The following is a 23,347-nucleotide window of genomic DNA, read 5'->3' as shown; positions in this document are numbered from 1 at the left end:
AAGATATAACTAGCCCTGCTATTCCCAAATCAACACGGTTGATGGCGTTAGCAACCTGGCTTGCAGTCCACTTCTCAAGCTTCTCTTTAAACTCATTTAAAGGCTCGGCAATAAATTGTTTCCCAGCCTCGTACTCATTGCTGTAAACTATGTACCTAGCACGATCTAAATCACCTTTCTCAACTTCTGCCATGGCCTTTTCCTCTAATGCAATTAAAGCATTTGAGTTTTCAGCAGCCTGCTCGACAAGGTCTAACAGTTCCTTAGGTATCTTTAATTCCTGTAGTCGGTTAACAACCTTTTCCCTTGTCTTAGTCTTGTTCACTTCTGTCCGATAATTATCATAATGATTCCTTTTCCCGAATTGAGTGTATGCTCTAACTTCATTCGTCAAGTAATCAGAGGCTCCTTGTAACTCTACAACTAGCGCTGCAATCTCTTTGTCCACCTTTTGTGCTTGTTCTTCTTGATCTATACTTGTAAAAAGTGAGTATAGACTCCATCCAGTAAAAGCAAATAAAATCATTATTACAATGGCTGTTCCTCTTAACAATGTTCTAATATTCATATCTAGTCTTTTCATGAGATCCTCCTGGTGTGATAAAATATACATTATTATATCGACATAGATTTACAAATTTCGATAGTTACTTTAATTTTATCTCGTCTGTATGGGGATTACGTTTTATTAGTTCATGCTTCTATTTGAAGTAAATCATCTTTTATAAAAAGACTACTCATTCTCTGATGATTCCGAAAGATCCCTGTCACTCCCTATATTAAATCTATGTAAAAAATGTCGAATGAACACCTCAATCCTAGTGAACTTATGGTATAATTTTACTAGATTGATAAAGGCAAACTTGTTGAAAGGCAAGGACGCAAAGCCCAAGGACCTACGGTTTATACTATGGTAGCCTGGCTACCGAAGAATAGATCGACCTGTAAAGGTGAATGAGATTCTTCTCGTTCACCTTTTTTTGTGACTTTTTTACCAGTTCCCATAAGATATGAAGTTGAACTAAGAATGAAGAATATAGAGTTTGACATAAGCAGCTTATAACCAATCATCTTGAGGTGTGAAATTGACTTGACTGAAGGTGCGCATCTGCGAGGAGAAGAAGTAAAGTATTGTTTTGTGCCGAAGATAGGAGCGAGTCAATGTTTAACCTAGTCATATATTTAAGTTTATGCTGCATTCTATGCGTTACATTGCTGAATATGAATATGCATTTAACCAACTCTTCTGCTGGGAAGAAAATGCCTGAGATTTTATATACCTTTATTTTAGCTACTATATGTGGGTTTATTATAACGATCATTCCATATATGGCCCTTCTAGGTAATAAAATCATTGAACTATCAAATGAAAATTTAATGCTTACTTTTAAAAATGGTATTTACACCTTCTTATTTTGCTTCATTAGTTTTCTTCTCTTAAGTGGTATTGGAAAAGTTGCCGTAAAGCCTTCTAAAATTGAAACGAATAAGAAGAAAGGCATCCTTCCTTATTTAATGTTAAGTATTGGTGTTGCTGCCTTTATATTGTTTTATATTATTTATTTAATTGAAGAAGTGTACTCTATTTCCATTGATATTAATAGTGAGTATGTTTTTTATGTGGTCATCCTATTAACGACTTCCATTTATAATATAGCAAGGATATTTGAACATCTTCATATTGATCGATTAATGATTAATAGGAGTTTAACTTATACAAAAACTTCTTTATTTTTTACGATTTTTAGTATTTCATTTGGTTCGATTCTTTATATGTTTATACAAGGACTTTATCAAAATATAAATTTCTCGGTGACAATTATTGCTATCACTAGCTTAATATTATTGTTTATCATCACGGTTAACTATATTGAAAACCAAATGATTTACCAGCATGGTATGCTTGAGAATCAAAATTTGAGACTCAACATAAATGAACAGCAGTTTCGCTCTTTGTTTCAATACAATCCAGATGCTATTTTTAATTTAGATTTGGAAGGAAATTTTAAGGAAGTAAATCCTTCCGCGCTACCTTTAACCGGCTACACCTTAGAAGAAATTCTTAAGTTGAATATAAGGGATTTATTGTTCCAAGAGGAAACTTTAAAATTGACTACCTTTCTTCATGAGATTTTAAAAGGGAGCAGTGTTAGTTTTGAAACCTTTATCCTTAATAAGAACAAGCAGTTAGTCAATCTAAATGTAACAGCAACGCAAATAAAAGTAGATGATTCCATTACAGGTATCTATGCAATCGTTAAGGATGTAACGGAACAAAATAAAGTCCAAGAGAAGGTGAACTACCTAGCTTACCATGACGAGCTTACTGGACTTTTAAATCGAAGAGGAATTTATAAAGAAGTGGAAGACCAAATTAACAAGAAGTTACCGTTTGCGACTGTCATTATTGATGTGGATATGTTCAAGGACATCAATGATCATCTCGGTCATGCTGCTGGGGATACATTGCTCAAGCTTATTACAAAGAGGCTACAATATACAGTTGAACGAAAAGGATTCATTGCTAGACTGGGAGGAGATGAATTCCTGATTTGTATACCTGAAATCACAGATACTATAGAAGTGAGGAAAACGATAGAAGCTATTCAAACCGCAATGAAACAACCGTTTAAAATTGAGGAAGAACAGAAGGAAATCACATTAAGTATTGGAATCTCTTATTATCCAAATGATGGAGAAGACTATCATACATTAATTAAACATGCGGACATGGCTATGTATGTTGCAAAAAAAGCTGGACGAAATAGTTATTCAGAATATAAAGCATCCTTAGAAAAAGATATGCTATCGAAGATTAAGATGTACGAAGAATTAAAGATTGCGATTGAAGAAGAACAATTTGAACTCTATTATCAGCCTAAGCATAGTGCGAGAGATGAAGGAATAGTTGGTGCAGAGGCACTTATCCGTTGGCAGCATCCTATAAAAGGCTTTGTTAGCCCGGGAGACTTTATTCCTTTAGCAGAGGCAACCGATTTAATCATCCCATTAGGCAACTGGATTATGAAAGAAGCCTTAAGACAATTTAAAGATTGGGAAAAGGAGTTCCCGAAGGACTTTCAACTATCCGTAAATATCTCGCCAAAGCAATTTATTGCAGATAATTTTATTCCATTTTTGCTTAGGAGCATAGACGAATTTTCCATTCCTCCAGAAAAAATAGATTTAGAAATTACCGAGAGCTTAGCTATTGAAAATACAGAACTAACAAGAGAAAAAATAAATCTATTAAAAGACTTTGGATTCCAAATTACAATGGATGACTTTGGTACAGGATATACGTCCTTAACCTACTTGTCTAAGTTTCCCCTAGATCGGATTAAAATTGATCAATCCTTCATCCGGGACCTAGCCAGTAACAAAAATCATGCAGCGATCGTCCAATCTCTAGTATCAGTCGCTAAAAACCTGGGTATCAAAGTGACAGCAGAAGGAGTCGAAACAAAAGAACAATTACACTTTCTCCGTGAATGGGAATGCGACGAAATCCAAGGCTATTTCTACAGTAGACCATTACCAGCTAGTACATTTAGGCAATACCAGGGGGAAGGTTCTCCTAGTTCACTTCGAGCAGAACTTTCTAAATAAAAAAAAGGAGCAGTGGACTTCATGGCAAACAATGTAAAAAGTAAAGTGCTTGTGATTGCATTAGTTATAGCTTGCAGTATTCCGTTTCTCTTCCTATGGTTGTATATAAAGGTAATGAATTCAATGTAAGCGGTGGAACGAGGGGACAGGGACTCTGTACCTGCAGCCCAGAGGAACGGTTCGAATTCGGTGAAATAGACGACTCAGTGTCCGTAACGAAATCTAGTGGACCCTCAGTCCTCTAATTCTAGTAAAATCGGTGAAAATGCCGACAAAGTGGACCGAGAGTCCTCTATTTACTCAAAAATGAGTAATTTTCGCTATGATTGCCTAAATAGAGGACTGTGAGTCCGCACCAAGTCCAAAACGACAAGAAATCAGTGGAATAGAGGACTCAGTGTCCGTGGAACGGGGGCATGGAACGAGGGGACAGGGACTCTGTTCCTTTGGTTGTATTATAGTAAATGGAATATCATGTATTCAGCTATTCTATAAAAATTACAAATTCTCTATTCTAGCCTTATGTTTATAAGACATTTTATTAGTAATTAAAAAGCAACTTTCTTTGAATGTAGGTAAATTTTGTAAACATAACACTTTAATTATAAATCATTCAATGCTATCCTATATTTATTAAATCAAAAGGAGTGATGGGTGGACGATGGATAACTAATCTTATTTTTAGACGTTTGAAATTGTATATTTCAAATTAACAAAAATTGGATTAGTCTGCCCGTTTTAATAAACATGTAAAGCTATGAAAAACAGTAGCTTATTTGTTTTATTCATCCTTTTAAGGTACGGCTAATCCTTCCAGTAAAATGGGAGGATTTTTTATATGAATATGTCCAGATCCTCCCTTATTTAAGAAGGGATTGATGATATGAAAGAACTAATTAAGTTACACAATGTTGCTTATGATGTCGTAAATGTTAACGTTTTTGAAGATGTAAATGCTAGTGTGCAGCAAGGAGACAGAATAGGAATCATTGGTAAGAACGGGGCTGGAAAATCCACGTTGCTGCAATTGATTAATCAAGATTTAGAACCAACACAAGGACAAATCCAACGATTGCAGCAGGGGCTAAAAGTAGTGAGGCTTGATCAGGAAACGGAGTCACATACTTCTGATGATATGACCAATTTTGAAGTGGAGTTATTGGAGAAATGGCATGTACCTTCCCATGATTTTGGGAAATTGAGTGGTGGGGAGAAATTGAAAGCACGACTTGCCAGTGGGTTTGCAAAGGAAGCTCATCTATTAATGCTAGATGAGCCAACCAATCATCTTGATGAACGAAGTACTGAGATTTTGATTGAGCAAATGAAGAGTTATAAAGGAACCATTATTTTTGTCTCTCATGATCGTTATTTTTTAGATGCAATTGCAACGAAAATATGGTCGATTGAGGGAACCCAACTGATTGAACATAGGGGGAATTATTCAAGCTATCAAGAGAGTCGGAAGCTTAGAAGACTTACCCAGCAGCGAGAATATGAAAAACAGAAAAAGATGGTTGAACGTATTGAAGGTCAGATTAATGAACTCACCTCTTGGTCGAATAAGGCTCATGCACAATCGACGAAACAAGAAGGGTTTAAAGAGCATTTTCGTGTGAAAGCAAAGCGTATGGATTCCCAGGTAAAGTCAAAACAAAAACGTTTAGAAAAAGAGCTTGAAAAAGTAAACGTGAAATCAGTTGAGCCAGAATATGCGGTACAATTTTCTATGAACACAACTAATAAAGTAGGGAAAAGGTTCTTAGAGGTAAAAAATTTAACAAAGTCTTTTAATGGACGAATTCTATTTCAAAACGCCAACTTTACGGTTCAGTATGGAGAAAAAGTAGCAATAACAGGACCTAATGGTTGCGGAAAGACGACCCTATTAAAAGTCATCATGGGTCAGGAATCAGCGGAAGGCGAAGTATGGATGTCTCCTTCAGCGAGAATTGGTTATCTTACACAAGAAGTGTTTGATTTGCCACTAGATCAAACACCAGAGCAATTATTTTACCAGGAGACATTTAAGGACAGAGGAAAAGTCCAAAATTTAATGAAGCATTTAGGATTTAACTCATCACAATGGACGGAGCCAATAAAGGCCATGAGTATGGGGGAACGTGTGAAGTGTAAATTGATGGCATATATATTAGAAGAAAAAGATGTGCTTATTTTAGATGAGCCGACCAATCATCTGGACTTACCTTCACGGGAACAATTAGAGGATACTCTGGCGAAGTATAATGGTACGTTACTAGTGGTTTCTCATGATCAATATTTTTTAGAAAAAGCAACAGAAAATAAATTGATCATCTCCAACCAACAAATACAAAAGCTATGGAAAGAAGCATTTCAAGAAAGTGATGATACGGAAGAACTACGCTTAAAACTAGAATCAGAGAGGCAGGAAGTGTTAGGGAAGCTTAGTTTTATGACTCAACATGATGCTGGCTATGCTGAACTTGATAAAAAGTTTATTGAACTCACAAAACAAATAAAAGAACTTCCTGTTGAAAAGTAAACTCTAGGAATAAGTAATCTAAATTAAAGCGGTCACTTTCTAGTGATCGTTTTTTATTGTTGTCATGGTGGTGATTATAATATTCTTTCCTATTGCATTAGGATATAGGAAACAGGGTAGACCTTAAGAATTTCAGTTCTTTTATACAAGAAGAATTGATGCCCTGCAAATTAATGAGTGGATTTATAACCCAAATTGTTGAATAGATTTTTCATATTAATACAAATAATAACTAGAAGTTCTTAAATAATGTCTTACTTTGGAGGGATCCCATGTTTGAAATGACTCACAATCCTCGACTAACAGCACCAGAGCTATCAACTCTTTGGACACAATATTTAAATGATAGTATGTCAATTTGTTTTCTTTCACATTCATTGAAACATGTGAAGGATCAAGAAATTGAGTCAGTTCTGCAATTTGCCCTGGATTTATCAAAGTCACATGTAGAGCAAATTAAAGTGTTTCTAAATCAAGAGAGTTATCCGGTACCGATAGGCTTTACTGAAGAGGATGTGAATCTTGATGCACCTCCTTTGTTTACTGATTCACTTTTAATGGAATATCTCTATGTTATGACCCTTCATGGTATGAACAGCTATGCACTTGCCGTTGGATCTTCGGTTAGAGTGGATCAAAGGAAGTATTATAGACAATGTAGTTCTGAAGCGATGGAGTTATATGACCGAATCTTAGACGTTATGCTGAAGAAGGGCTTACATAATCGTCCACCCTATATAAATGCACCTTATGATCGTGACTTTATTACGAAGCAAAGCTACCTAACAGGGTGGTTTGGGAAGAGAAGACCTTTAAACGGAATAGAGATTGGCTGTATTTATTACAACACTCAAAAAACAGTAGTAAAAGTAATATTAGAAATTGCCTTTAGTCAGGTAGCACGTTCAAAAGAGCTTCGGAAATATTTCGAAAGAGGTGGAGATATTTGTAAAAAGCATATTGAAGTATTCAATTCTATCTTTGCAGAGGAAAATCTTGATACTCCTAAGAATTGGACATCTGAGGTTTCAAACTCAACAGAAGCACCTTTTTCAGATAAACTGATGCTTTTTCATGTTGTATCCTTAGCAGCCGTCACGGTTGGTTACTATGGAACAGCTTTTTCTGTCTGCCAAAGAAGAGATTTAATGCTACAATTCACCCGCTTAATGGCTGAGATTGGGAAATATGCGGAGGATGGGGCTAATCTCCTAATAAGTAATGGTTGGATGGAACAGCCGCCCATTACAGATGACAGAAAAGCATTAGCGAAGAAAAAATAGTGGTTTTCTCTAGTATTATGGCTAGGTGAATCTATATCAGACAGTTATTGTCTTACATTAAAGGGTCAAGGCATGTTGGTTACCATGCCTTGACCCATTTATATTTTCTACTGTAAGTTGAGTGTTTCATTTATTTACTAAGCAGCTATCGCTTTACGGATCATATAATAGAAATTGCCAGCGGGTTCATGCCCTTTAATTTATAAATTACCCACTTCTATCTCTGTCAGAAATGGTTCGGCTAGAAGAAATATTTTTATTTTAGTACCTTTTCCTTCTTCACTGGAAATATCTATTCGTCCTCCATGGCTCTCGATAATCTTAAAAGTAGTCATCATACCGAGCCCTGTTCCTTTTTCTTTCGTTGTGTAAAAGGGAAGGCCAATCTTACTTAAAAAGTCTTCAGGAATTCCACACCCATGGTCTTCTATACTCAGGCATATCTCCTGGTCAGATATTTTCTCCAAATCGACTTTTATTTCTCCTCCATTTGGCATCGCTTCAATTGCATTTTTTAAGACATTGATTAATACTTGCTTGATCTGATTTCCAATACAGTTAATCATCGGAAGATCTTGGCTAATTAGTGTAATATCAACACGATTAAGTAATGCTTGAGAACTAAGTAAAGAAACTACGTGCTCAGTTAACTCTTGTACGTCCTCTAGATGGAAGTGATGAGCTTGTGGTTTTGCATGTAGAAGTAGTTCACTCGTAATACTTTCGATTCTTGATACTTCATCTGTCATAATGTCATAATAATCAGGAACTACTCCCAACGATGCCTTTAGTAATTGCAGAAACCCCTTTAGAGAGGTAAGTGGATTCCTTATTTCATGCGCAATGGAAGCAGATAACTCACCTACAACGGATAACTTTTCTGAACGTAAGAGCATTTCCTCAGACTGTTTTTGCTCGGTCAAGTCCTTTGCTATTCCATATACCCCAACAATCTCATCATCAATAATAATAGGGATATTGGTCACATTCACCGGAACAGAATGACCGTCTTTGTGGACTGCAATTGTTTCGTAATTTTGGGTCACACCATTAGCTGCTCTAGTAAAATATTCATTCGTATGTATTAAATAGTCATCTGCTACTAATGGGGTATAGGAAGTACCCAAATATTCCTTAGCCGAATAACCGAGTAATTTTTCCATGGCAGCATTTACACTTAAATAGTTTCCTTCTAAATCAAAGGAAAAGACGGCATCATTATTGTGTTCAAACAAAGACTTGTAATGCTGCTCATTTTCCAATGCAATCTGCTTCTTGGCTGTTATATCCTTAAAGAATACAGAGATTCCATTATCTGATGGATAGGCCCTAACATCAAACCAGGCTAATAAAGGGGGGAAATACGCCTCGAAGTTGACCTGAACTTGTTCATTGAGAGCTTTATGGTACATTTTATAAAATAGCAAATCGACAGCTTCAGGAAACTCTTCCCATATATTTTTATTAAATAAATCTTCACGATTACGAAATAATAGATTGGAAGCCTGTTTATTCACATAAGTAAAATTCCAATTCTGATCTAAAGAAAAAAAGCCATCTGTTATTCGTTCTAATATCTCAGCTGCATTTAATTCCAACGTATGTTTCTTCCCTTCTAATCTGTAAATAGCATTCTATATAAGTATTCTGCAAGAGTAGGTAATCACCTTTTAAAAACACTTAAATAATATGGATTGATTATTTAAATAAGCAGAATAATTTAATCAGCAATGTTGGAAAATAACGAAAAAGGCTGAACCTATGGACAAAAACAAATGGGAAGTATTGGATGAAGTTAGAAAAATTCAAACAGAATTAGTGAAAGTTGACAAAGAGGGTTGGTATAACAACGAATTTCTAACATGGAATTGGTGGCTTTTATTAGGAATATTGATTGTTCCATGGATCGTCTATATTGTGCTATGTAAACGAAGTAGAATTGTCTCAACAATGTTAGTTGGTATGATAGTGGCACTTGTGACAATGCTTTTTGATGTAACAGGAAGTGACTATGGATTTTGGGGCTATCCTGTTGAGTTAGTAAGACCAGGACCTGGGGCATTTGCCTTTGATTTAGGAATGGTTCCAGTTGTAATTATGTTAATATTCCAATTTTTTCCTTTGCGGAAAGAGTATGGTGTAGCATTGGTAGTAATGGCGTTAGTTTTTTCCTTTATTGGAGAACCACTTTCACATAAATTTGAGCTCATTATATATTATAAGTGGAAGTATATTTATTCATTTTGTTACTACATATTAATTGGAGTGAGTGTCAAAACCTTTACAGATAAACTACTAAAAATAGAAGAAAAAGCTCGAAGATAAAACGTAGCCAACTTACGGGGCAAATGTTGAAAAACAGAGGATAAATAATAAGCAAAAGAAGGTCACATACTGTGATCTTTTTTTATTGGCGCTTCTTGATGAAGGTATTTTCCATTTTTTGTAGAAATAAACAAGTATATGGAAATGAGGATGATCCTAGCAGGTTCTTCCTCTATAATGGATATAGGAAAAATATGGAGAATATCAATGAACTTTGAGTATATAAACAATCATGTGATCGATAACTTATTTTATATTTTGGTAAGTGTGTTTGTCTTCTTTTCCATCTTTGAACATATGAAAAGGTTTCACCACTACAAAAAAATTCTCATTACCGTTTGTATGAGTTTGCCAATCATGTTAACGATGAAATATCCTATTTATATTGATGAGTATTGCGTACATGATTTAAGACAAATTCCCTTCCTGTTAGGCGCACTATATGGCGGGGGAACGGTAGGATTTGTGTTATTAGTTGTCTTATTAACTTTTAGATTTATCGTATATGGGTACAACTTCTTAACCCTACTTGTATATGTAATCAGTTTTGTCATGGTCTTTATCTTTTCGAAAAAGTTCATTAGGTTCAGTAGGAAGGAAAAGCTGCTATATACTCCTTTGTTTACCCTTATGGTTGGAATCATCACAACCTTGATTTCCGTAGGTATATCTGACTTCTTTGTTATTACGGAAGCCTATGTGTTTTATTTTATTGTTCTACCACCTGTTGTCATGCTGAGTGTCCTTTATATTATTGAGCTTTTACGAGAAGCAATTGGTTTAAAATACAATATCGTGAAGTTAGAAAAAATGGAGGTTGTGAGTCAGCTAGCAGCTAGTATTTCTCATGAGGTACGAAATCCTTTGACGGTTGCAAAGGGGTTTGTTCATTTATTAGATCAAACCAATCCTACCGAAGAAAAAAGACTAGAATATCTTAAACATGTGAAGAGAGAAATTAATCATGCAGAGGATATTATAAGTAATTACCTTGCCTTTGCAAGGCCTGTTGATGAAAAGATTGAGAGTATTTCAATAGAAAAAGAAATGAATAGCTTGATTGACACCTTAACTCCTCTAGCAAATATGAATAGTATTAACCTATCAAGTGAACTAATAGATGCAAAAGTAAAAGGAAACCGAGAATATTGTAAGCAGTGTTTATTAAATATCATGAAAAATGCCATTGAAGCGATGCCTAATGGGGGGAACCTTCATGTAGCCAGTTTTATGAATAAGGAAAACATTGTAATAAGCATTAAGGATAATGGGGTTGGAATGACTCCTGAACAGATTACTCGTTTTGGTGAACCTTACTATAGTAATAAGACAAAGGGTACGGGGTTAGGGTCGATGGTTATTTTAAAGACGATCCAAAGTATGAATGGAACCGTTCATGTAACAAGTGCCATAAATGAAGGGACTACCGTTGAGGTTTCTTTGCCAGTAGTGATCGAAACCAATTAGTAGTTATATAACTAACAAAAGAGGGATGATGTTAAGCCGACATCATCCCTCTATTAATGAAAACTATAAATTATTGCAGTTTAGAATTTGGGTCATCATTTTCACTGTTATTCCTATTTCTTCAATTCCACTCCGTTGTGTGCCAAAGCCGAATGGAATATCTCTAAACTAGAAGGAAGGTCCTCAATGTCCGGCCAGGATTCACTGTTCCATACTTTTGATTTCTTCAATGCACGTGAGCAGTGGATGAAGCACTCTTCTACATCGACACCAATTCCAAGTAAAGGTGGTTTTCCGTTTAGGCTCATCTTGCTTAAAATCTCAGGATTTTTTATGACGGTTGCACGTCCGTTTATGCGGAGTACTTCTTCTAGCCCGGGAATGAGGAATAGAAGTCCAACATGCGGATTGGATAGGATATTGATGAAGGAGTCTACTCGTCTATTGCCTGGACGATCCGGAATCAATAGTTGCTTGTTGTTTACTATCTGTATTCCACACGGAAAGTCTCCTTTGGGGGAAACATCACATTGTCCCTCCGCACTTGATGTAGATAGGAAAAACAGTGGTGACATTTCAATAAATTTCTTGCAATGTTCATCTATAACCGAAACACTTTTTTTAACGACATGTTCGTGTGGCGTTCCGACGATTTCACGAAGCTCTTCTTCTGTAGTAATGGCATCGGCAGAAAAGTTGATTAACTCCATCAGACTACCCTCTTTCTTTGCGAATTCACATACTGTCTATTTTACAGTAATGAAAATCATTATCAATACTTGATTTTTATGCGTCATGTCTGATTAGACTAAAAAAGAGCCTCTCAACTGCCAATTGGCGAGAAGAGAGGCTCTTGTTAAAATATTATTTCGTTACGCTTTCAACCACATCGTCGATGATTTGTTGGTTAGCGATTGGTCCAGAGTATAACCAGCTAGATGCTGCTGGGTACTCGTATACGTTTCCGTTTTTCACAGCAGGGATGTTTTGCCATAAAGAGTCTTGTAATGCTTCAGCACCGTCACCATCACTATTAATTAGGAATAGGTGATCAGCATCTAGAGTAGCAAGCTTCTCTAGTGAGATTTCAGACCAGTTTCCAGTAGCTGCAGCAGAAATTTCTTTCACCACTTCAGGTACAGTGATTCCTAGGTCTTGATATAATACTGAACCACTTGATACAGTGTCACCTACAATGTAGAAGGTACCTCCAACTAACCATAGAGCAGCTGCAGATTCTTCTCCGATTGCTTCTTTGATTGTTGCACTAGCTTCTTCAGCATTTGCTTCATACGTCTCTAGTACTTCAGTTGCTTTGTCTTCTAGTCCGAATACTTCAGCGATTCGTTCTAGGTTTTCACGCCAGTTTTCATTTGTTTCTTGTCCAATTACATAGGTTGGAGCGATTTTGTTATATTGCTCATATTTTCCACCTTCTACTGATGAAGCAGCAGGCATAATGATTAGATCTGGTGTAAAGCTTGATACAGCTTCAAATGGTAAATCGTAAGGAATTGTTTCAACATCTTTTAAGTATTCTTGCAGGTAGTCTTGAACAGACGCACCATCTGCTACAGACCATTGTGCTACTGGAGTAACTCCAAGTGCTACTAAGTGGTCTTCTAAGTATGAGGCAATAACTCTTTCTGGTTTTGCCGGAACTGTTACTTCATTTCCAAGAGCATCTGTTAAAACGCGCTCTGTTGCTTCTTCTGTATTTTCATCGGTTACTTCCTCCGACTGTACTTCAGGCTCTTCATCTGTAGATTCTGCTTCGTCGTTATTTCCACAACCTACTAATAGGATTGAAATAAATAGGAAACAGGCAATTAGTAATCCATTTTTGTTTAACTTAAACATGTTTTTTCCTCCTAGATGTGTTTCTTCATTGTAGATGATAACAATTTTCATTATCATTGACAATGGTTTTTTAAAAACTATGCGATATTTTGTCCAAATTCCTAAATAATATGTGACATACTAGAGAAAAGGGAGCAATGCATTCATTGACCTTGTACCAAAATGAAAGTTATACTTAATTGTTAATGAAAATCATTATTAAATAAAGGTCGGATATATATGAGTATGGATGAAGTGAGTAACGAACAAAAAAAAGAAGCACGAGAGGAATTAATAAGCCATAGTACTCGTCCTCTTGTTGCGTCTACGATATTAGTTTTAGGACTGATCCTTTTAGTTGTGAGTATGATAACCTCTATCATTTTTGGCGCAGTGGATATAGATTTGAAAATGATTCTGGAAAGCTTCACTCAATTTAACCCAGAAGTGACTCAGCATCAAATTATTCAAGAGCTTCGAATTCCGAGAGCCTTGGCAGCTGCCTTTGTAGGAGCATTTTTAGCCGTGTCTGGAGCTATTATGCAAGGGATGACACGTAATCCACTTGCGTCTCCTTCTATTATGGGAGTAACCTCTGGAGCAGCATTTATGATTGCGATTGCGTTTGCTTTTTCACCCAATCTATCTACCATTGGTTTAACGCTTTGGTCTTTTGTCGGTGCTGGGTTAGGTGCGGGTTTTGTTTTTATGATTGGAGCCTTTTCAAAAGGGGGCTTAACACCGGTCAAGCTAGCATTAGCAGGAACGGCGGTTACGGCCTTTTTACAATCCATCTCAACAGGAATAGCGATTCATTTTGATATTGCGCAGGACGTGAGCTTCTGGTTCGCTGGTGGAGTAGCGGGGACAAAGTGGATCAGTGTTCACTTGATGATTCCCATTGCCATTGTTGGATTATCCCTGGCCTTCATGCTTTCACGTTCCATCACTGTGCTTAGCCTAGGTGAGGATGTGGCGAAGGGACTCGGACAGCGCACGACTATAGTGAAATTGATTGGAACGATTGTGGTCTTGCTATTAACAGGAGCGGCTGTTTCAATTGCTGGAGCAGTTGGCTTTATCGGATTGGTTATCCCGCATATTACTCGTGCATTGGTCGGTGTCGATTATCGCTGGATTATTCCGTGTGCGGCAGTGTTAGGAGCTGTATTGTTAGTCGTCGCAGATATTGCGGCCCGAATGGTGAATGCCCCATTTGAAACTCCAGTTGGAGCAATCACTGCGTTGATTGGTGTACCGTTTTTCCTCTACCTTGCACGTAGGGAAAGGAGAGGTTTGTAATGAAGAAGAAAGCATTACTATCAAATCCATTTATCGTAATGGCTATTATATTATTTCTTATTTTGGTAACGTTTTTGGTTAGCTTGAATTTAGGCTTTACAAAAATCTCTACTCTCGAAGTGTTGAAAACATTGTTCGGTGCTGGCACAGAGGGGAACGAACTCGTCCTGTTTGAATTCCGGTTACCAAGGATGGTGATTGCGCTTTTAGTTGGAGCTGGACTTGCTGTTTCGGGTGTGATTTTACAGGGTGTTTCTCAAAATGGGCTCGCTGACCCAGGTATTTTAGGAATCAACTCAGGGGCAGGACTCGCCGTTGTGTTATTCATTTATTTTTTCCAGGGAACTTCGTTTGCAATGGGATCACTGTCGATTTTTATCATGCCACTAGCTGCCCTTATCGGTGGAATCACGGCTGCAGTTCTTATTTATGTGCTAGCTTGGAAAAAAGGTGTGACACCAGTAAGGTTAATTTTAGTCGGAATTGGAATCAATGCAGCTTTCGCTGCTGGTTTAATTATCTTTCAATTACGAATGAATCCACAGGATTTCATGCAAGCAACGATTTGGCTTTCCGGTAGTATTTGGGCAACGAATTGGAAGTACGTTTTATCTACCTTGCCTTGGATTCTTATTTTAATCCCATTAACAATTTATAAGTCACGCTATTTGAATGTGTTAAATTTAGGCGATCAAATCGCTACTGGATTAGGGGCTGCGGTGGAGAGGGAAAGAAGAACGTTGTTACTATTATCAGTGGCATTAGCCGCATCTTGTGTAGCAGTTGGAGGAGGAATCGCCTTCCTGGGACTGGTTGCGCCTCATTTAGCACGAGGGCTTGTGGGGACAAAACATCAAATGTTAATTCCTACTTCAGCACTGATGGGAGCTTTGCTGCTGCTTGTTGCAGACACAATTGGGCGTAATCTACTGGCTCCTTCTGAAATACCGGTCGGTCTCGTCGTATCGGCCCTTGGAGCACCTTATTTTATCTATTTATTGATGAAAGCTTAAACGGAACAAAAGTAGTGAACCTTCATAAACAAAAAGGTCAAGGCTTGGTGTTTTACCAATGCCTTGACCTTTTTTGTATGACGTATACTAAGCAGCAACTACCTTACGATTCTCCCCATCCGTATTAGGAGTGTCTGGATTTTTAGTGTTTCTTACGATTACCTTCTTAATGAGTGGTAACACCCAACGGTCTAAGCCGTATCGACCTGCATTATAACCAGCTACCATGATGATCATTCCCATCAGGATGTCAGTTGGGTTATGGCTCAACGTTCCAGCAAGGATGAAAGCAAAGTTCATCACTACTCCGAAGAACGCTGCAGCCGTTGTGAAACAACCAAGGATTAAACCTAAGCCTACTAAGAATTCACCCATTGGAACTAAGAAGTTAAAGAGACCGACATTTGGTAGAGCAACTGTTTCTAAGAATGTAACATACCAACCATATACAATCCCATCTGGGCCAGCGACAGGGTTAGCAATTGCTCCTTTTAAGAATCCTGTTGCATCAAATCCACCACCAGTCAGTTTTCCCCAACCTGCGACCATCCACGTAAATCCTAAATAAAATCGTAAAGCTGTTAAGATATATGCACTTATTTTATTATTTCTTAAAAAGTTGACCATGATGATTTCCTCCTATGTCCCTTTGCGGGAAGTTGTTATATTGTGAAGTTTTTCACAAATTGTTTTGAACTAGTTCTTACTTATAATTTACAGCATTCCTTATTACTTGGCTGTGATGTGAATCACACTACTTAGAATTTTTTAATAGACAGAAATAGAGGTAGTCTCTAAGGATCTACTCGAAGAATAGTTGATTTTGAGAAAACGCAAGGATTTAAAGAAATATATGGTAAATTATACTAAAGGATTATAAAAATTCAGTTCTTCAACTAAAAGATAGAAAACTAGAAGTGAGGTAATCAGAAATGAAACGTTTATTAGTAGTTATATTGGCTCTTCTGATTTTTGTAGGGTGTAGTCAAAGTAGTGTTCAACGAAATACCGAATTAGAGGACTCGATTAATTCCTTTTTTGAAGATGAACATAATAGTGAACTAGCTATAAATGATTTGACAAATTTTAATTGGGACAAAGCAATTTTCATTACACCTTATACTCCTCAAGAAGATATGAATAAGAAGCTAGGTGTTGATTTCAAAGATCCAAGCGATATAGCTAGTAGGGACGATATATATTTATTGGTTTTTCTTTATGAAAACAGTGTTGTTCAATATGCTGAAATACAACGCCAACGTTCTGATTTTTCCGTTGCAGAACTTACCCCATCTAATGATGTACTAAAGATTATAAGGTACTAAAAAAATATTAATAAAGGCTGTGGATAAGGTTTAAAGCATTGTTGGATTTTACTAATACAGTAAGATTAGATTTTCAAGAAAGGATATACCTTAGGGGGAAACTTATGAAAAAATCGATTATCTTAATAGTGTTAGTTTTATTAGGGATGAGCATTTACTTTGTTATCGGATTATTTAATACAAATCCACCAGAACCAACTATAACTGCTGAAGGTGAAAGAGTAGAAGTGGTACAAGGTTCATATTGTTGGGATGGATTGCTTAGCTCTATTTGTGCTGATACGAGTTCACCGCCAGAACTTGTTAAGGATCAAGGACTCAAACCTGTGGTTGTATCACCTGAATCTAAAATAAAAATAGAATTTAAAAAAGAACCTAACGAAAATTCATTGGGGGTTAGTAATTGGACTAGTGATAATGAGATAGATGAAGTTTCGCTAAGAAGTAATAATGTATTAAGAGCACCAAAAGAAAAAGGTATATATGTGTACGATGTCCATGCAAGTTGGGAAAAAGGTAGTTCAAGTTTTGCTTTTGTAATTGAAGTTCAATAAGTAGTCTACTTATTGAACGGGTGTTTATAAATTTTAAGTAAATCGTAAATTGAGGAGATTACAAAATGCCTGAACCTAGTATTAGATTGACAAAGATATGGGAAGACGTTGATTTTTATGAAGTACAAATGGAGTTTAAAGGCAACGGGTGCAAGGTATATATAGATTTTTATACTACAAATGATGAACTCGAGGAGTTAAGAAAAGGGATAATCGATTTTTCCCACACCAGAACAAGTGAATATACCTGGACATCAGGTAATGATACAGAAATTGTCACTCATTTCTTATCCATTAGATTCTTTAAGCATAATAGCAGAGGGCACATCGGATTAGAAGTAATAGCTGATAATAAAAAAGATAAACCTTATTATATGCGATCAAATATCTTTATCATTACAGAACTTAATCAACTAGATGACTTGGTAAAGAAACTAAAGAGACTAATTGATGAGGAAATAATGGAGTTAGATAGCATAATTCCAGCTCATTAACTGAAGGAATGGTATTTAATTTAAGGCGCGATGATCCTAGAAGGATTATCGCGCCTTTAGTTGAAGTTATTAAGCTCTAAGATTAGCTCAATAAGAGGCAAAGGTTATTGGGTTAGAATGTAGAACAAGTAAAGGAGTTAAATAATATGGGAGGTAATGTATGATTAAAGATTTGTGGTTTACTGTGCAACAGATTAATAGTAATACATACGCAATTAGTGAATATGGGCATTGGGAGAAGGTACACTCATTTCTATTATTGGGCGACCAAAAAGCGGCACTCATTGATACTGGTCTTGGAATTGATAATATAAAAAGAATTACTGATCAGTTGACTTCCTTACCAGTTGAAGTGATCACTACTCATGTCCACACTGACCATATTGGAAGTCATGGCGAATTTGAAAAGATACATGTTCATGAGGGAGATAAGGATTGGTTAGTTAATGGAATAAAAGGCTTATCAATCGAACAAATAAGAAGAGATGTTAGTAGAGATATAACATTGCCTACTCCGAATACATTCAATCCGAACACATATCAACCATTTCAAGGGGAACCAACAGGGTTGCTAGCTGATGGCGATGTAATCGATTTGGGGAATAGAAATTTAATAATCTATCATACTCCTGGACATTCTCCTGGTCATATATCCGTTTTTGATGAAGCAAATGGTTATTTGTTTACAGGGGATTTACTATATGATGAAACCCCCATATATGCTTTTTATCCATCAACAAACCCTGTGGATTTAGTCAATTCGTTGGAGAAGATTTCTGAAATCACAAACATTTCAATGGTTTATGGTTCACATAACACTTTAGGGCTTAAACCCAAAATTTTAGAAGAAGTAAAAATTGCAGTTAAGTTTTTAAGAGAAAATAAACTTACTAAATTCGGAACAGGAATCCATAAGTTTAATGGTTTTAGTGTTCAGTTTTAATAGTGTTATTAAACAGAAGTTTTGTAGAAGGAGTTGGCATCCTTTTTATTGAACATCTTAGCTTTATAGTAAGGAGGGATTAATTTGAAGGAAACTATTGATACTGATGAGTTTGAGAATACGCTAGATGCTGTTAATCATCTTACAGAAGATGATGCTAAATCATTGTTAAAAATGATCTATGGATTTGTTAACTTTGCTATGACGGGAAATGGTGGAGATACAATGAGATTAGAGATTTTAGAAAAGGTATCTGATATTTATAAACGTATTCCTGATTTAAACGAGTTAAGAAAATAATAGAAGTGCTAAAAAACTGATTATTGTTTTTTACGGAAAATTTAACTGACTGGGCAAGACGCTTCAAAATGATTGTTGGCTAGGCATTTCAAAAACCATGAACAAATAGGTATATTTCATGAACCTTTTATAATTTTCTAATGAAGGAGGTGGATGCCTATGATCATTTGGTTTCGACACTTACCACAGAAAAGTATGGATTTGTCAGAATGGACTCCTTTCATTCAAAATAATTGGTATCGAAAACATTATATGAAGTTTGTATACGTACTTCAGATCATCATATTTCTGATACCAAACTTCTTTACTATAAGTTTCACTACTATTAATATATTTTTACTCATCATAACAGGTTCCCTTGTCTTCATCATTCATGAATATCTACACATCTTGGTCATAAACAAAAGAGGTGATATTAGCCTAACGTTTAGCGGTATATTTTTTTGGATAAATACAAATGCAATTCTCTCCAAAGGTAGATTTTGGGTCTTTATGAGCTTGCCCTTTATTGTATTATCGGTTGTGCCTGTCATTACATCGTACTATGTATTAGGAAATATTAAATTAGTCTTATTATATGTTGCTTGGATCAACACTCTGATTTCTTGCTCAGATATAATTAATTCAATTCTAATTGCCATTAAACCCAAGAATACAGTTTTTTGCAGAGGCTATTACCAAATAAAACAGTATTAAAAGTCACTCAAATACGTATGAACTTAAGTTAGTTTGAGTTGGGCATGATAGGCTGGCTAGCCTGTTTCAATTATATAAAAGCACCAGCTACTAAATTTAGATAATCGTGGTACACATTAGCAAGTTCAACTTATGGAATTCCAATGTGAGAGCATATATACACCTATTTTTAAGAAGTACAAACATCAGCAGTCTTTTTATTATTAGGGGTGATTAAATGAAATATACTTGTCCTTGTTGTGGCTATAAAACACTAGATGAACAACCTCCTGGAACCTATGACATATGCAGTATCTGTTTCTGGGAAGATGATGGAGTACAATATGATGACCCTGATTATGAGGGTGGTGCTAATATCCCATCTTTAAAGCAAGCACAGAAAAACTATATATTATTTGGGGCTTGCGAGGAAAGGTGTATTAAGTTTGTAAGAAAACCAAACAAAGATGATGTGAAAGATTCCGATTGGAAGCTGTTATAGCTTGTTCAAGGGAAGGATGCAAATAAGCTGCCTTGACCTTAATTAAGTAACCAGAGAAAGTAAAATAAACGGAGAAATTCCGGTTAAATTCAGAACGAAGCTCTTTTGAGGCAAAATAAGGGGAGGATTTCCGGTTATGCCAAGCAAAATCCTCTATATTCATGCTTTTGGAGTCTTTAAGCGGAATTTCTCCGTCTATTTGAGCCATTTTCAATGGTATTTTCTATTTAAGCGGAGTTCCTCCGCTTATTGAGCAAATCGAGTGCTTATCTGATCTCTAAACGGATCATATTATGAAGCGAAAAAGTATGATAATTCATCGAATTCCAAAATAATATCACAATAAAGACAAAAAGCTTGGGGCATCCCAAGCTTTTTGATTGAAGACATATTAGATAAGAGCCAAATGGTACGAGGTCCCTGTCCCCTCGTCTCCTGTTAAGTTATAATAGAATAATAACTTAACAAAAGAAGGGGGAAATGAAATGCCTTCATTCAGTTCATCTAATCCAATATCAAGTAAGGAAAAGAAATCTGATCGCCAATCCGTACGTATCATTTCATCCGTATTGATGGTACTGAATATCCTTTCAATTATTTGTACTATTTTATTTTTATTGGACTTGCAAATGGCTAGCTTCTTACATGTGTTTGGCGTGGTCCTGCTCCTAACGTTTATAGGAAATATTGTAGTTGCTGCATTGCCAAGTCACAAATATGCCTTGGATCAAGGGTATCTATTGTTTACGATTTTGGCTATGACTTTGCTACCGGTGATTAATACCGTTGCGTCTAGCAATCCTTCTAACCAAGCTTCTACTAGTTGGTTATCAAGTGCCATGCTTTTTGTGTTGCTTGGTTTTGGAGCGTTTGTGGCTTGGACGAAACGAGCTAGGTCCAATTCTGAGTTTGTGGGAGTGTCTAGTGAGGCTAAACAATCAATTAGAGCATTAGTAGCTTTAATTTTATTAGCATTGTGCCTATTGGTTGGTATGTTTGTTACCTATCAACTCATAGTGGGGAAGACGGGTGGAGCTGTCGAAATGTTCTTCCCAGGCTATGCACTATTTTTTAGCATAGGTACACTGGCAATCACTGCTTTGCTTCTAAAAAGAAAGCGGACAAAGACTAGAGTCTCACTAGCGATTGTAGGGATCGTGATCGCAGTAAGTTTTAGTGCTCCAGTCGTTTCAACTTTATTTACTTTAAATGAAGCAGAGCAGGAGTTTTCGGGGGTATTTGGGGAGGACTGGGAAGAAGGGATCCCAGACGAGGTAAGTTCTTACTTCCTAAACACACCTTTTTCACTACCACATTATTTCTTCGGCACAAGAACAGAGGATTATACGTTGAAGGAAAACATTTTGTTTTATGAAGGGGTGGAAGGTGTAGACGAGGATATTAGATTATATTTTGATTCCTATCTACCACCTGAAAATGGCAACGATCTCCCTGGTAATCGAGCGGTGTTAATTCGAATTCATGGTGGTGGTTGGACCATTGGGGATAAAGGGTCAGGAAACAATGCAGAGGTAAATAAGTATTTTGCTAGCCAGGGCTATGTTGTTTTTGATGTCCAGTATGGGTTAAGCAGCGAGGATAAGTTTGTGGAATTTGCACCTGTGCCTGACAATATTGTGGCAGACTTTACGATTGACGATATGGTTCGGCACATTGGTATTTTTACTAATTATTTGGTTGAGTATAATGATGACTTTAAAGGGGATTTGGATAGAGTATTCGTATCTGGGCCTTCAGCTGGAGGGCAGCTAGCTAATGCCGTAGGGCTTGGATTGGCAAGTGGTCAGTTTACCGACATATTGAATCCTGCTTTAAAAGTTAAGGGGATTATCCCAGTGTATCCGGCAAATGGCTTAGCAAGAAATGTTGGGATTGATGGTACAGACGAACTAATCGATCCAGCGTTACTAGTTACTGAGAATAGTCCTCCTGCGTTAATTTTTCAGGGTACAGCAGATGGTGTCGTGGATTCATCCATTGCAACAAAATTTGATGAAACGTATCTTAATCAAAATAACAATGGTTCCATTTTATTCATGATGCCATTCGCAGGTCACAACGGTGACTTCTATTTCTCTAACTATTATAATCAAATTTTTATGTATTATATGGAACGGTTTATGTATTTGAATCAGTAGTTGGTTTGAGGGGATGAAGTCCCAGCTAGTTTTCCAATTGATCTAATATTAGTGATAAAAGGAACCTCTACTCGGGTAAACGAATTCGTTTCTGTAGAGAAACATATGTAATAGAATACTAAACAACAGACCAAATCGCATATGATTTGGTCTGTTGTTTTTTCCTTATATAACCATGTTATACACTTGGGTAAGTTATTTGTCATATTGACTTTAAAAGATCCATCAGCTGTATTTTTTTGTTTTTTTCAACAAAAACAAACGGGGATAATTCAATATGAGAGAAGAATAAATTAGTAGGCAATACCTACACGAGATTTTATAAATTCGCTTGCTTTTATCTGTTTATATGCAAATTCTGCTGTATCCGGTACGGATATCTTAGCTCCATCCTTCGGTAAAAAATCTCGTTCTATTCGATACTTTCCTACCCTTTCTCCATCCGGTAAATACGTAGGACAAACAATTGTCCAATCAAGGGTTGTTTGTTTAAGCAAATCGTAAACTTTATGATGTTCTTCCGCAGCACGGGTTGACTTTCGCTTTGATTCACTTGATTGATAACGTAGAGATTTTGGCGTATTTCTACTCTGTAGAATCCCCGCGGTCCCTATAGTGATTACTCGATTAATACCTTCGTTTTCCATTGCTTCGATAATGAGTGGCAAACTTTCAGATAGAGTGGTTGTACCATCCGTGTTAAGTGCACTAATAACTACATCAATTCCGTGCATTGCACGTTCTATATCATTTTTGTTTAAAACATTCCCTTTAATAATGGTTAAATTTTCATTTGTTATTTGAATCTTTTCTGGAGTGCGAACTAAAACAGTAACATGATGCCTGTCACAAAGGGCGTAAGTAACCAGATGACTTCCAACACGTCCAGTTCCACCTAAAACTAGAATATTCATAAGTATATGGCTCCTTTTATCAATACTAATAATATTTTACTATAAAAGTTATTTTATTGTCTTATCCAGATACCTTGTGCGTTGATTTAAGAAGGATTATCGCTTTTAAAATGATTAGA

At 36.4% G+C, this 23,347-nt stretch carries 20 protein-coding genes and 1 riboswitch; of the genes, 15 read left to right on the top strand and 5 right to left on the bottom strand.

What is annotated here, in order from left to right:
• The first annotated feature begins 846 nt into the window (after positions 1 to 846).
• Positions 847 to 930: riboswitch (cyclic di-GMP riboswitch) on the top strand.
• A gap of 231 nt (positions 931 to 1,161) precedes the next feature.
• The 3 genes from M1D60_RS19135 (at position 1,162) to M1D60_RS19125 (ending at position 7,416) form a co-directional block, all read left to right on the top strand.
• Positions 1,162 to 3,609, top strand: coding sequence for a putative bifunctional diguanylate cyclase/phosphodiesterase (locus M1D60_RS19135; protein WP_456276422.1), 2,448 nt, complete (start codon positions 1,162 to 1,164; stop codon positions 3,607 to 3,609).
• An 883-nt stretch (positions 3,610 to 4,492) separates the two neighbouring features.
• Positions 4,493 to 6,133 carry a ribosomal protection-like ABC-F family protein gene (gene abc-f, locus M1D60_RS19130; protein WP_456276421.1) on the top strand — a complete coding sequence of 547 codons (1,641 nt, stop codon included), beginning with the start codon at positions 4,493 to 4,495 and terminating at the stop codon, positions 6,131 to 6,133.
• Positions 6,134 to 6,405: 272 nt separating this feature from the next.
• The gene (locus M1D60_RS19125) at positions 6,406 to 7,416 is read left to right on the top strand and encodes a DUF3231 family protein (protein ID WP_456276420.1); all 1,011 of its coding nucleotides are present in this window, start codon (positions 6,406 to 6,408) and stop codon (positions 7,414 to 7,416) included.
• A gap of 200 nt (positions 7,417 to 7,616) precedes the next feature.
• On the opposite strand, the gene M1D60_RS19120 is transcribed toward M1D60_RS19125, so the two are convergent.
• Positions 7,617 to 9,014, bottom strand: a complete 1,398-nt coding sequence (locus M1D60_RS19120) for a PAS domain S-box protein (RefSeq protein ID WP_456276419.1) — start codon at positions 9,012 to 9,014, stop codon at positions 7,617 to 7,619.
• Between the two features lie 163 nt (positions 9,015 to 9,177).
• On the opposite strand from M1D60_RS19120, the gene M1D60_RS19115 reads away from it, so the two are divergent.
• Together M1D60_RS19115 and M1D60_RS19110 are read left to right on the top strand one after the other, a co-directional pair.
• A complete protein-coding gene (locus M1D60_RS19115) occupies positions 9,178 to 9,741 on the top strand; it encodes a CBO0543 family protein (protein ID WP_456276418.1) in 564 nt (187 codons plus the stop codon).
• A 207-nt stretch (positions 9,742 to 9,948) separates the two neighbouring features.
• Entirely contained in the window at positions 9,949 to 11,208 is a 1,260-nt protein-coding gene (locus tag M1D60_RS19110) for an ATP-binding protein (protein WP_456276417.1), read from the top strand.
• 113 nt (positions 11,209 to 11,321) lie between these two features.
• Here M1D60_RS19110 and M1D60_RS19105 read toward each other — a convergent pair whose 3' ends face one another.
• Both M1D60_RS19105 and M1D60_RS19100 read right to left on the bottom strand, forming a co-directional pair.
• Entirely contained in the window at positions 11,322 to 11,918 is a 597-nt protein-coding gene (locus tag M1D60_RS19105) for an MSMEG_1061 family FMN-dependent PPOX-type flavoprotein (RefSeq protein WP_456276416.1), read from the bottom strand.
• Between the two features lie 154 nt (positions 11,919 to 12,072).
• Entirely contained in the window at positions 12,073 to 13,068 is a 996-nt protein-coding gene (locus tag M1D60_RS19100) for an iron-hydroxamate ABC transporter substrate-binding protein (protein ID WP_456276415.1), read from the bottom strand.
• A gap of 225 nt (positions 13,069 to 13,293) precedes the next feature.
• Between M1D60_RS19100 and M1D60_RS19095 the strand changes: the two genes are divergently transcribed.
• Positions 13,294 to 14,349: a FecCD family ABC transporter permease gene (locus tag M1D60_RS19095; RefSeq protein ID WP_456279495.1), complete on the top strand. Its 1,056-nt coding sequence runs from the start codon at positions 13,294 to 13,296 to the stop codon at positions 14,347 to 14,349.
• Entirely contained in the window at positions 14,349 to 15,362 is a 1,014-nt protein-coding gene (locus M1D60_RS19090) for a FecCD family ABC transporter permease (protein ID WP_456276414.1), read from the top strand. The genes M1D60_RS19095 and M1D60_RS19090 overlap by 1 nt, the downstream gene beginning before the upstream one ends.
• A gap of 87 nt (positions 15,363 to 15,449) precedes the next feature.
• Here the strand turns inward: M1D60_RS19090 and M1D60_RS19085 are convergent, their stop codons facing one another.
• Positions 15,450 to 15,989: a DoxX family protein gene (locus tag M1D60_RS19085; protein ID WP_456276413.1), complete on the bottom strand. Its 540-nt coding sequence runs from the start codon at positions 15,987 to 15,989 to the stop codon at positions 15,450 to 15,452.
• Between the two features lie 305 nt (positions 15,990 to 16,294).
• Here M1D60_RS19085 and M1D60_RS19080 point away from each other — a divergent pair, with 305 nt between their 5' ends.
• The 8 genes from M1D60_RS19080 to M1D60_RS19045 all read left to right on the top strand — a co-directional run bounded on the left by M1D60_RS19080 (position 16,295) and on the right by M1D60_RS19045 (position 22,314).
• Positions 16,295 to 16,687 (top strand): hypothetical protein, encoded by a 393-nt coding sequence (locus M1D60_RS19080; protein ID WP_456276412.1) that lies wholly within the window; start codon positions 16,295 to 16,297, stop codon positions 16,685 to 16,687.
• 104 nt (positions 16,688 to 16,791) lie between these two features.
• Complete coding sequence (locus M1D60_RS19075; RefSeq protein WP_456276411.1) at positions 16,792 to 17,241, top strand: hypothetical protein; 450 nt, start codon at positions 16,792 to 16,794, stop codon at positions 17,239 to 17,241.
• 65 nt (positions 17,242 to 17,306) lie between these two features.
• The gene (locus M1D60_RS19070) at positions 17,307 to 17,735 is read left to right on the top strand and encodes a hypothetical protein (protein ID WP_456276410.1); all 429 of its coding nucleotides are present in this window, start codon (positions 17,307 to 17,309) and stop codon (positions 17,733 to 17,735) included.
• A gap of 160 nt (positions 17,736 to 17,895) precedes the next feature.
• Positions 17,896 to 18,678: an MBL fold metallo-hydrolase gene (locus tag M1D60_RS19065; RefSeq protein ID WP_456276409.1), complete on the top strand. Its 783-nt coding sequence runs from the start codon at positions 17,896 to 17,898 to the stop codon at positions 18,676 to 18,678.
• 84 nt (positions 18,679 to 18,762) lie between these two features.
• Positions 18,763 to 18,978, top strand: a complete 216-nt coding sequence (locus tag M1D60_RS19060; protein ID WP_456276408.1) for a hypothetical protein — start codon at positions 18,763 to 18,765, stop codon at positions 18,976 to 18,978.
• A 153-nt stretch (positions 18,979 to 19,131) separates the two neighbouring features.
• A complete protein-coding gene (locus M1D60_RS19055) occupies positions 19,132 to 19,674 on the top strand; it encodes a DUF3267 domain-containing protein (protein WP_456276407.1) in 543 nt (180 codons plus the stop codon).
• Positions 19,675 to 19,891: 217 nt separating this feature from the next.
• Positions 19,892 to 20,155 carry a CPCC family cysteine-rich protein gene (locus tag M1D60_RS19050; protein WP_456276406.1) on the top strand — a complete coding sequence of 88 codons (264 nt, stop codon included), beginning with the start codon at positions 19,892 to 19,894 and terminating at the stop codon, positions 20,153 to 20,155.
• 485 nt (positions 20,156 to 20,640) lie between these two features.
• Positions 20,641 to 22,314 carry an alpha/beta hydrolase gene (locus M1D60_RS19045; RefSeq protein ID WP_456276405.1) on the top strand — a complete coding sequence of 558 codons (1,674 nt, stop codon included), beginning with the start codon at positions 20,641 to 20,643 and terminating at the stop codon, positions 22,312 to 22,314.
• A 293-nt stretch (positions 22,315 to 22,607) separates the two neighbouring features.
• On the opposite strand, the gene M1D60_RS19040 is transcribed toward M1D60_RS19045, so the two are convergent.
• The gene (locus M1D60_RS19040; RefSeq protein ID WP_456276404.1) at positions 22,608 to 23,228 is read right to left on the bottom strand and encodes an NAD(P)-dependent oxidoreductase; all 621 of its coding nucleotides are present in this window, start codon (positions 23,226 to 23,228) and stop codon (positions 22,608 to 22,610) included.
• Positions 23,229 to 23,347 lie beyond the last annotated feature (119 nt).

This window comes from Bacillus sp. AK128, assembly GCF_053903075.1.
This window is presented reverse-complemented; position numbering and strand designations above follow the sequence as displayed.

Bases quoted from the DNA above. Each gene is read 5' to 3' on its own strand.
- M1D60_RS19085 (WP_456276413.1), bottom strand. From the start codon at position 15,989: ATGGTCAACTTTTTAAGAAATAATAAAATAAGTGCATATATCTTAACA.
- M1D60_RS19095 (WP_456279495.1), top strand. From the start codon at position 13,294: ATGGATGAAGTGAGTAACGAACAAAAAAAAGAAGCACGAGAGGAATTA.
- M1D60_RS19075 (WP_456276411.1), top strand. From the start codon at position 16,792: ATGAAAAAATCGATTATCTTAATAGTGTTAGTTTTATTAGGGATGAGC.
- M1D60_RS19100 (WP_456276415.1), bottom strand. From the start codon at position 13,068: ATGTTTAAGTTAAACAAAAATGGATTACTAATTGCCTGTTTCCTATTT.
- M1D60_RS19110 (WP_456276417.1), top strand. From the start codon at position 9,949: ATGAACTTTGAGTATATAAACAATCATGTGATCGATAACTTATTTTAT.
- M1D60_RS19045 (WP_456276405.1), top strand. From the start codon at position 20,641: ATGCCTTCATTCAGTTCATCTAATCCAATATCAAGTAAGGAAAAGAAA.
- M1D60_RS19050 (WP_456276406.1), top strand. From the start codon at position 19,892: ATGAAATATACTTGTCCTTGTTGTGGCTATAAAACACTAGATGAACAA.
- M1D60_RS19135 (WP_456276422.1), top strand. From the start codon at position 1,162: ATGTTTAACCTAGTCATATATTTAAGTTTATGCTGCATTCTATGCGTT.
- M1D60_RS19105 (WP_456276416.1), bottom strand. From the start codon at position 11,918: ATGGAGTTAATCAACTTTTCTGCCGATGCCATTACTACAGAAGAAGAG.
- M1D60_RS19080 (WP_456276412.1), top strand. From the start codon at position 16,295: ATGAAACGTTTATTAGTAGTTATATTGGCTCTTCTGATTTTTGTAGGG.
- M1D60_RS19040 (WP_456276404.1), bottom strand. From the start codon at position 23,228: ATGAATATTCTAGTTTTAGGTGGAACTGGACGTGTTGGAAGTCATCTG.
- M1D60_RS19055 (WP_456276407.1), top strand. From the start codon at position 19,132: ATGCCTATGATCATTTGGTTTCGACACTTACCACAGAAAAGTATGGAT.
- M1D60_RS19090 (WP_456276414.1), top strand. From the start codon at position 14,349: ATGAAGAAGAAAGCATTACTATCAAATCCATTTATCGTAATGGCTATT.
- abc-f (WP_456276421.1), top strand. From the start codon at position 4,493: ATGAAAGAACTAATTAAGTTACACAATGTTGCTTATGATGTCGTAAAT.
- M1D60_RS19115 (WP_456276418.1), top strand. From the start codon at position 9,178: ATGGACAAAAACAAATGGGAAGTATTGGATGAAGTTAGAAAAATTCAA.
- M1D60_RS19070 (WP_456276410.1), top strand. From the start codon at position 17,307: ATGCCTGAACCTAGTATTAGATTGACAAAGATATGGGAAGACGTTGAT.
- M1D60_RS19125 (WP_456276420.1), top strand. From the start codon at position 6,406: ATGTTTGAAATGACTCACAATCCTCGACTAACAGCACCAGAGCTATCA.
- M1D60_RS19065 (WP_456276409.1), top strand. From the start codon at position 17,896: ATGATTAAAGATTTGTGGTTTACTGTGCAACAGATTAATAGTAATACA.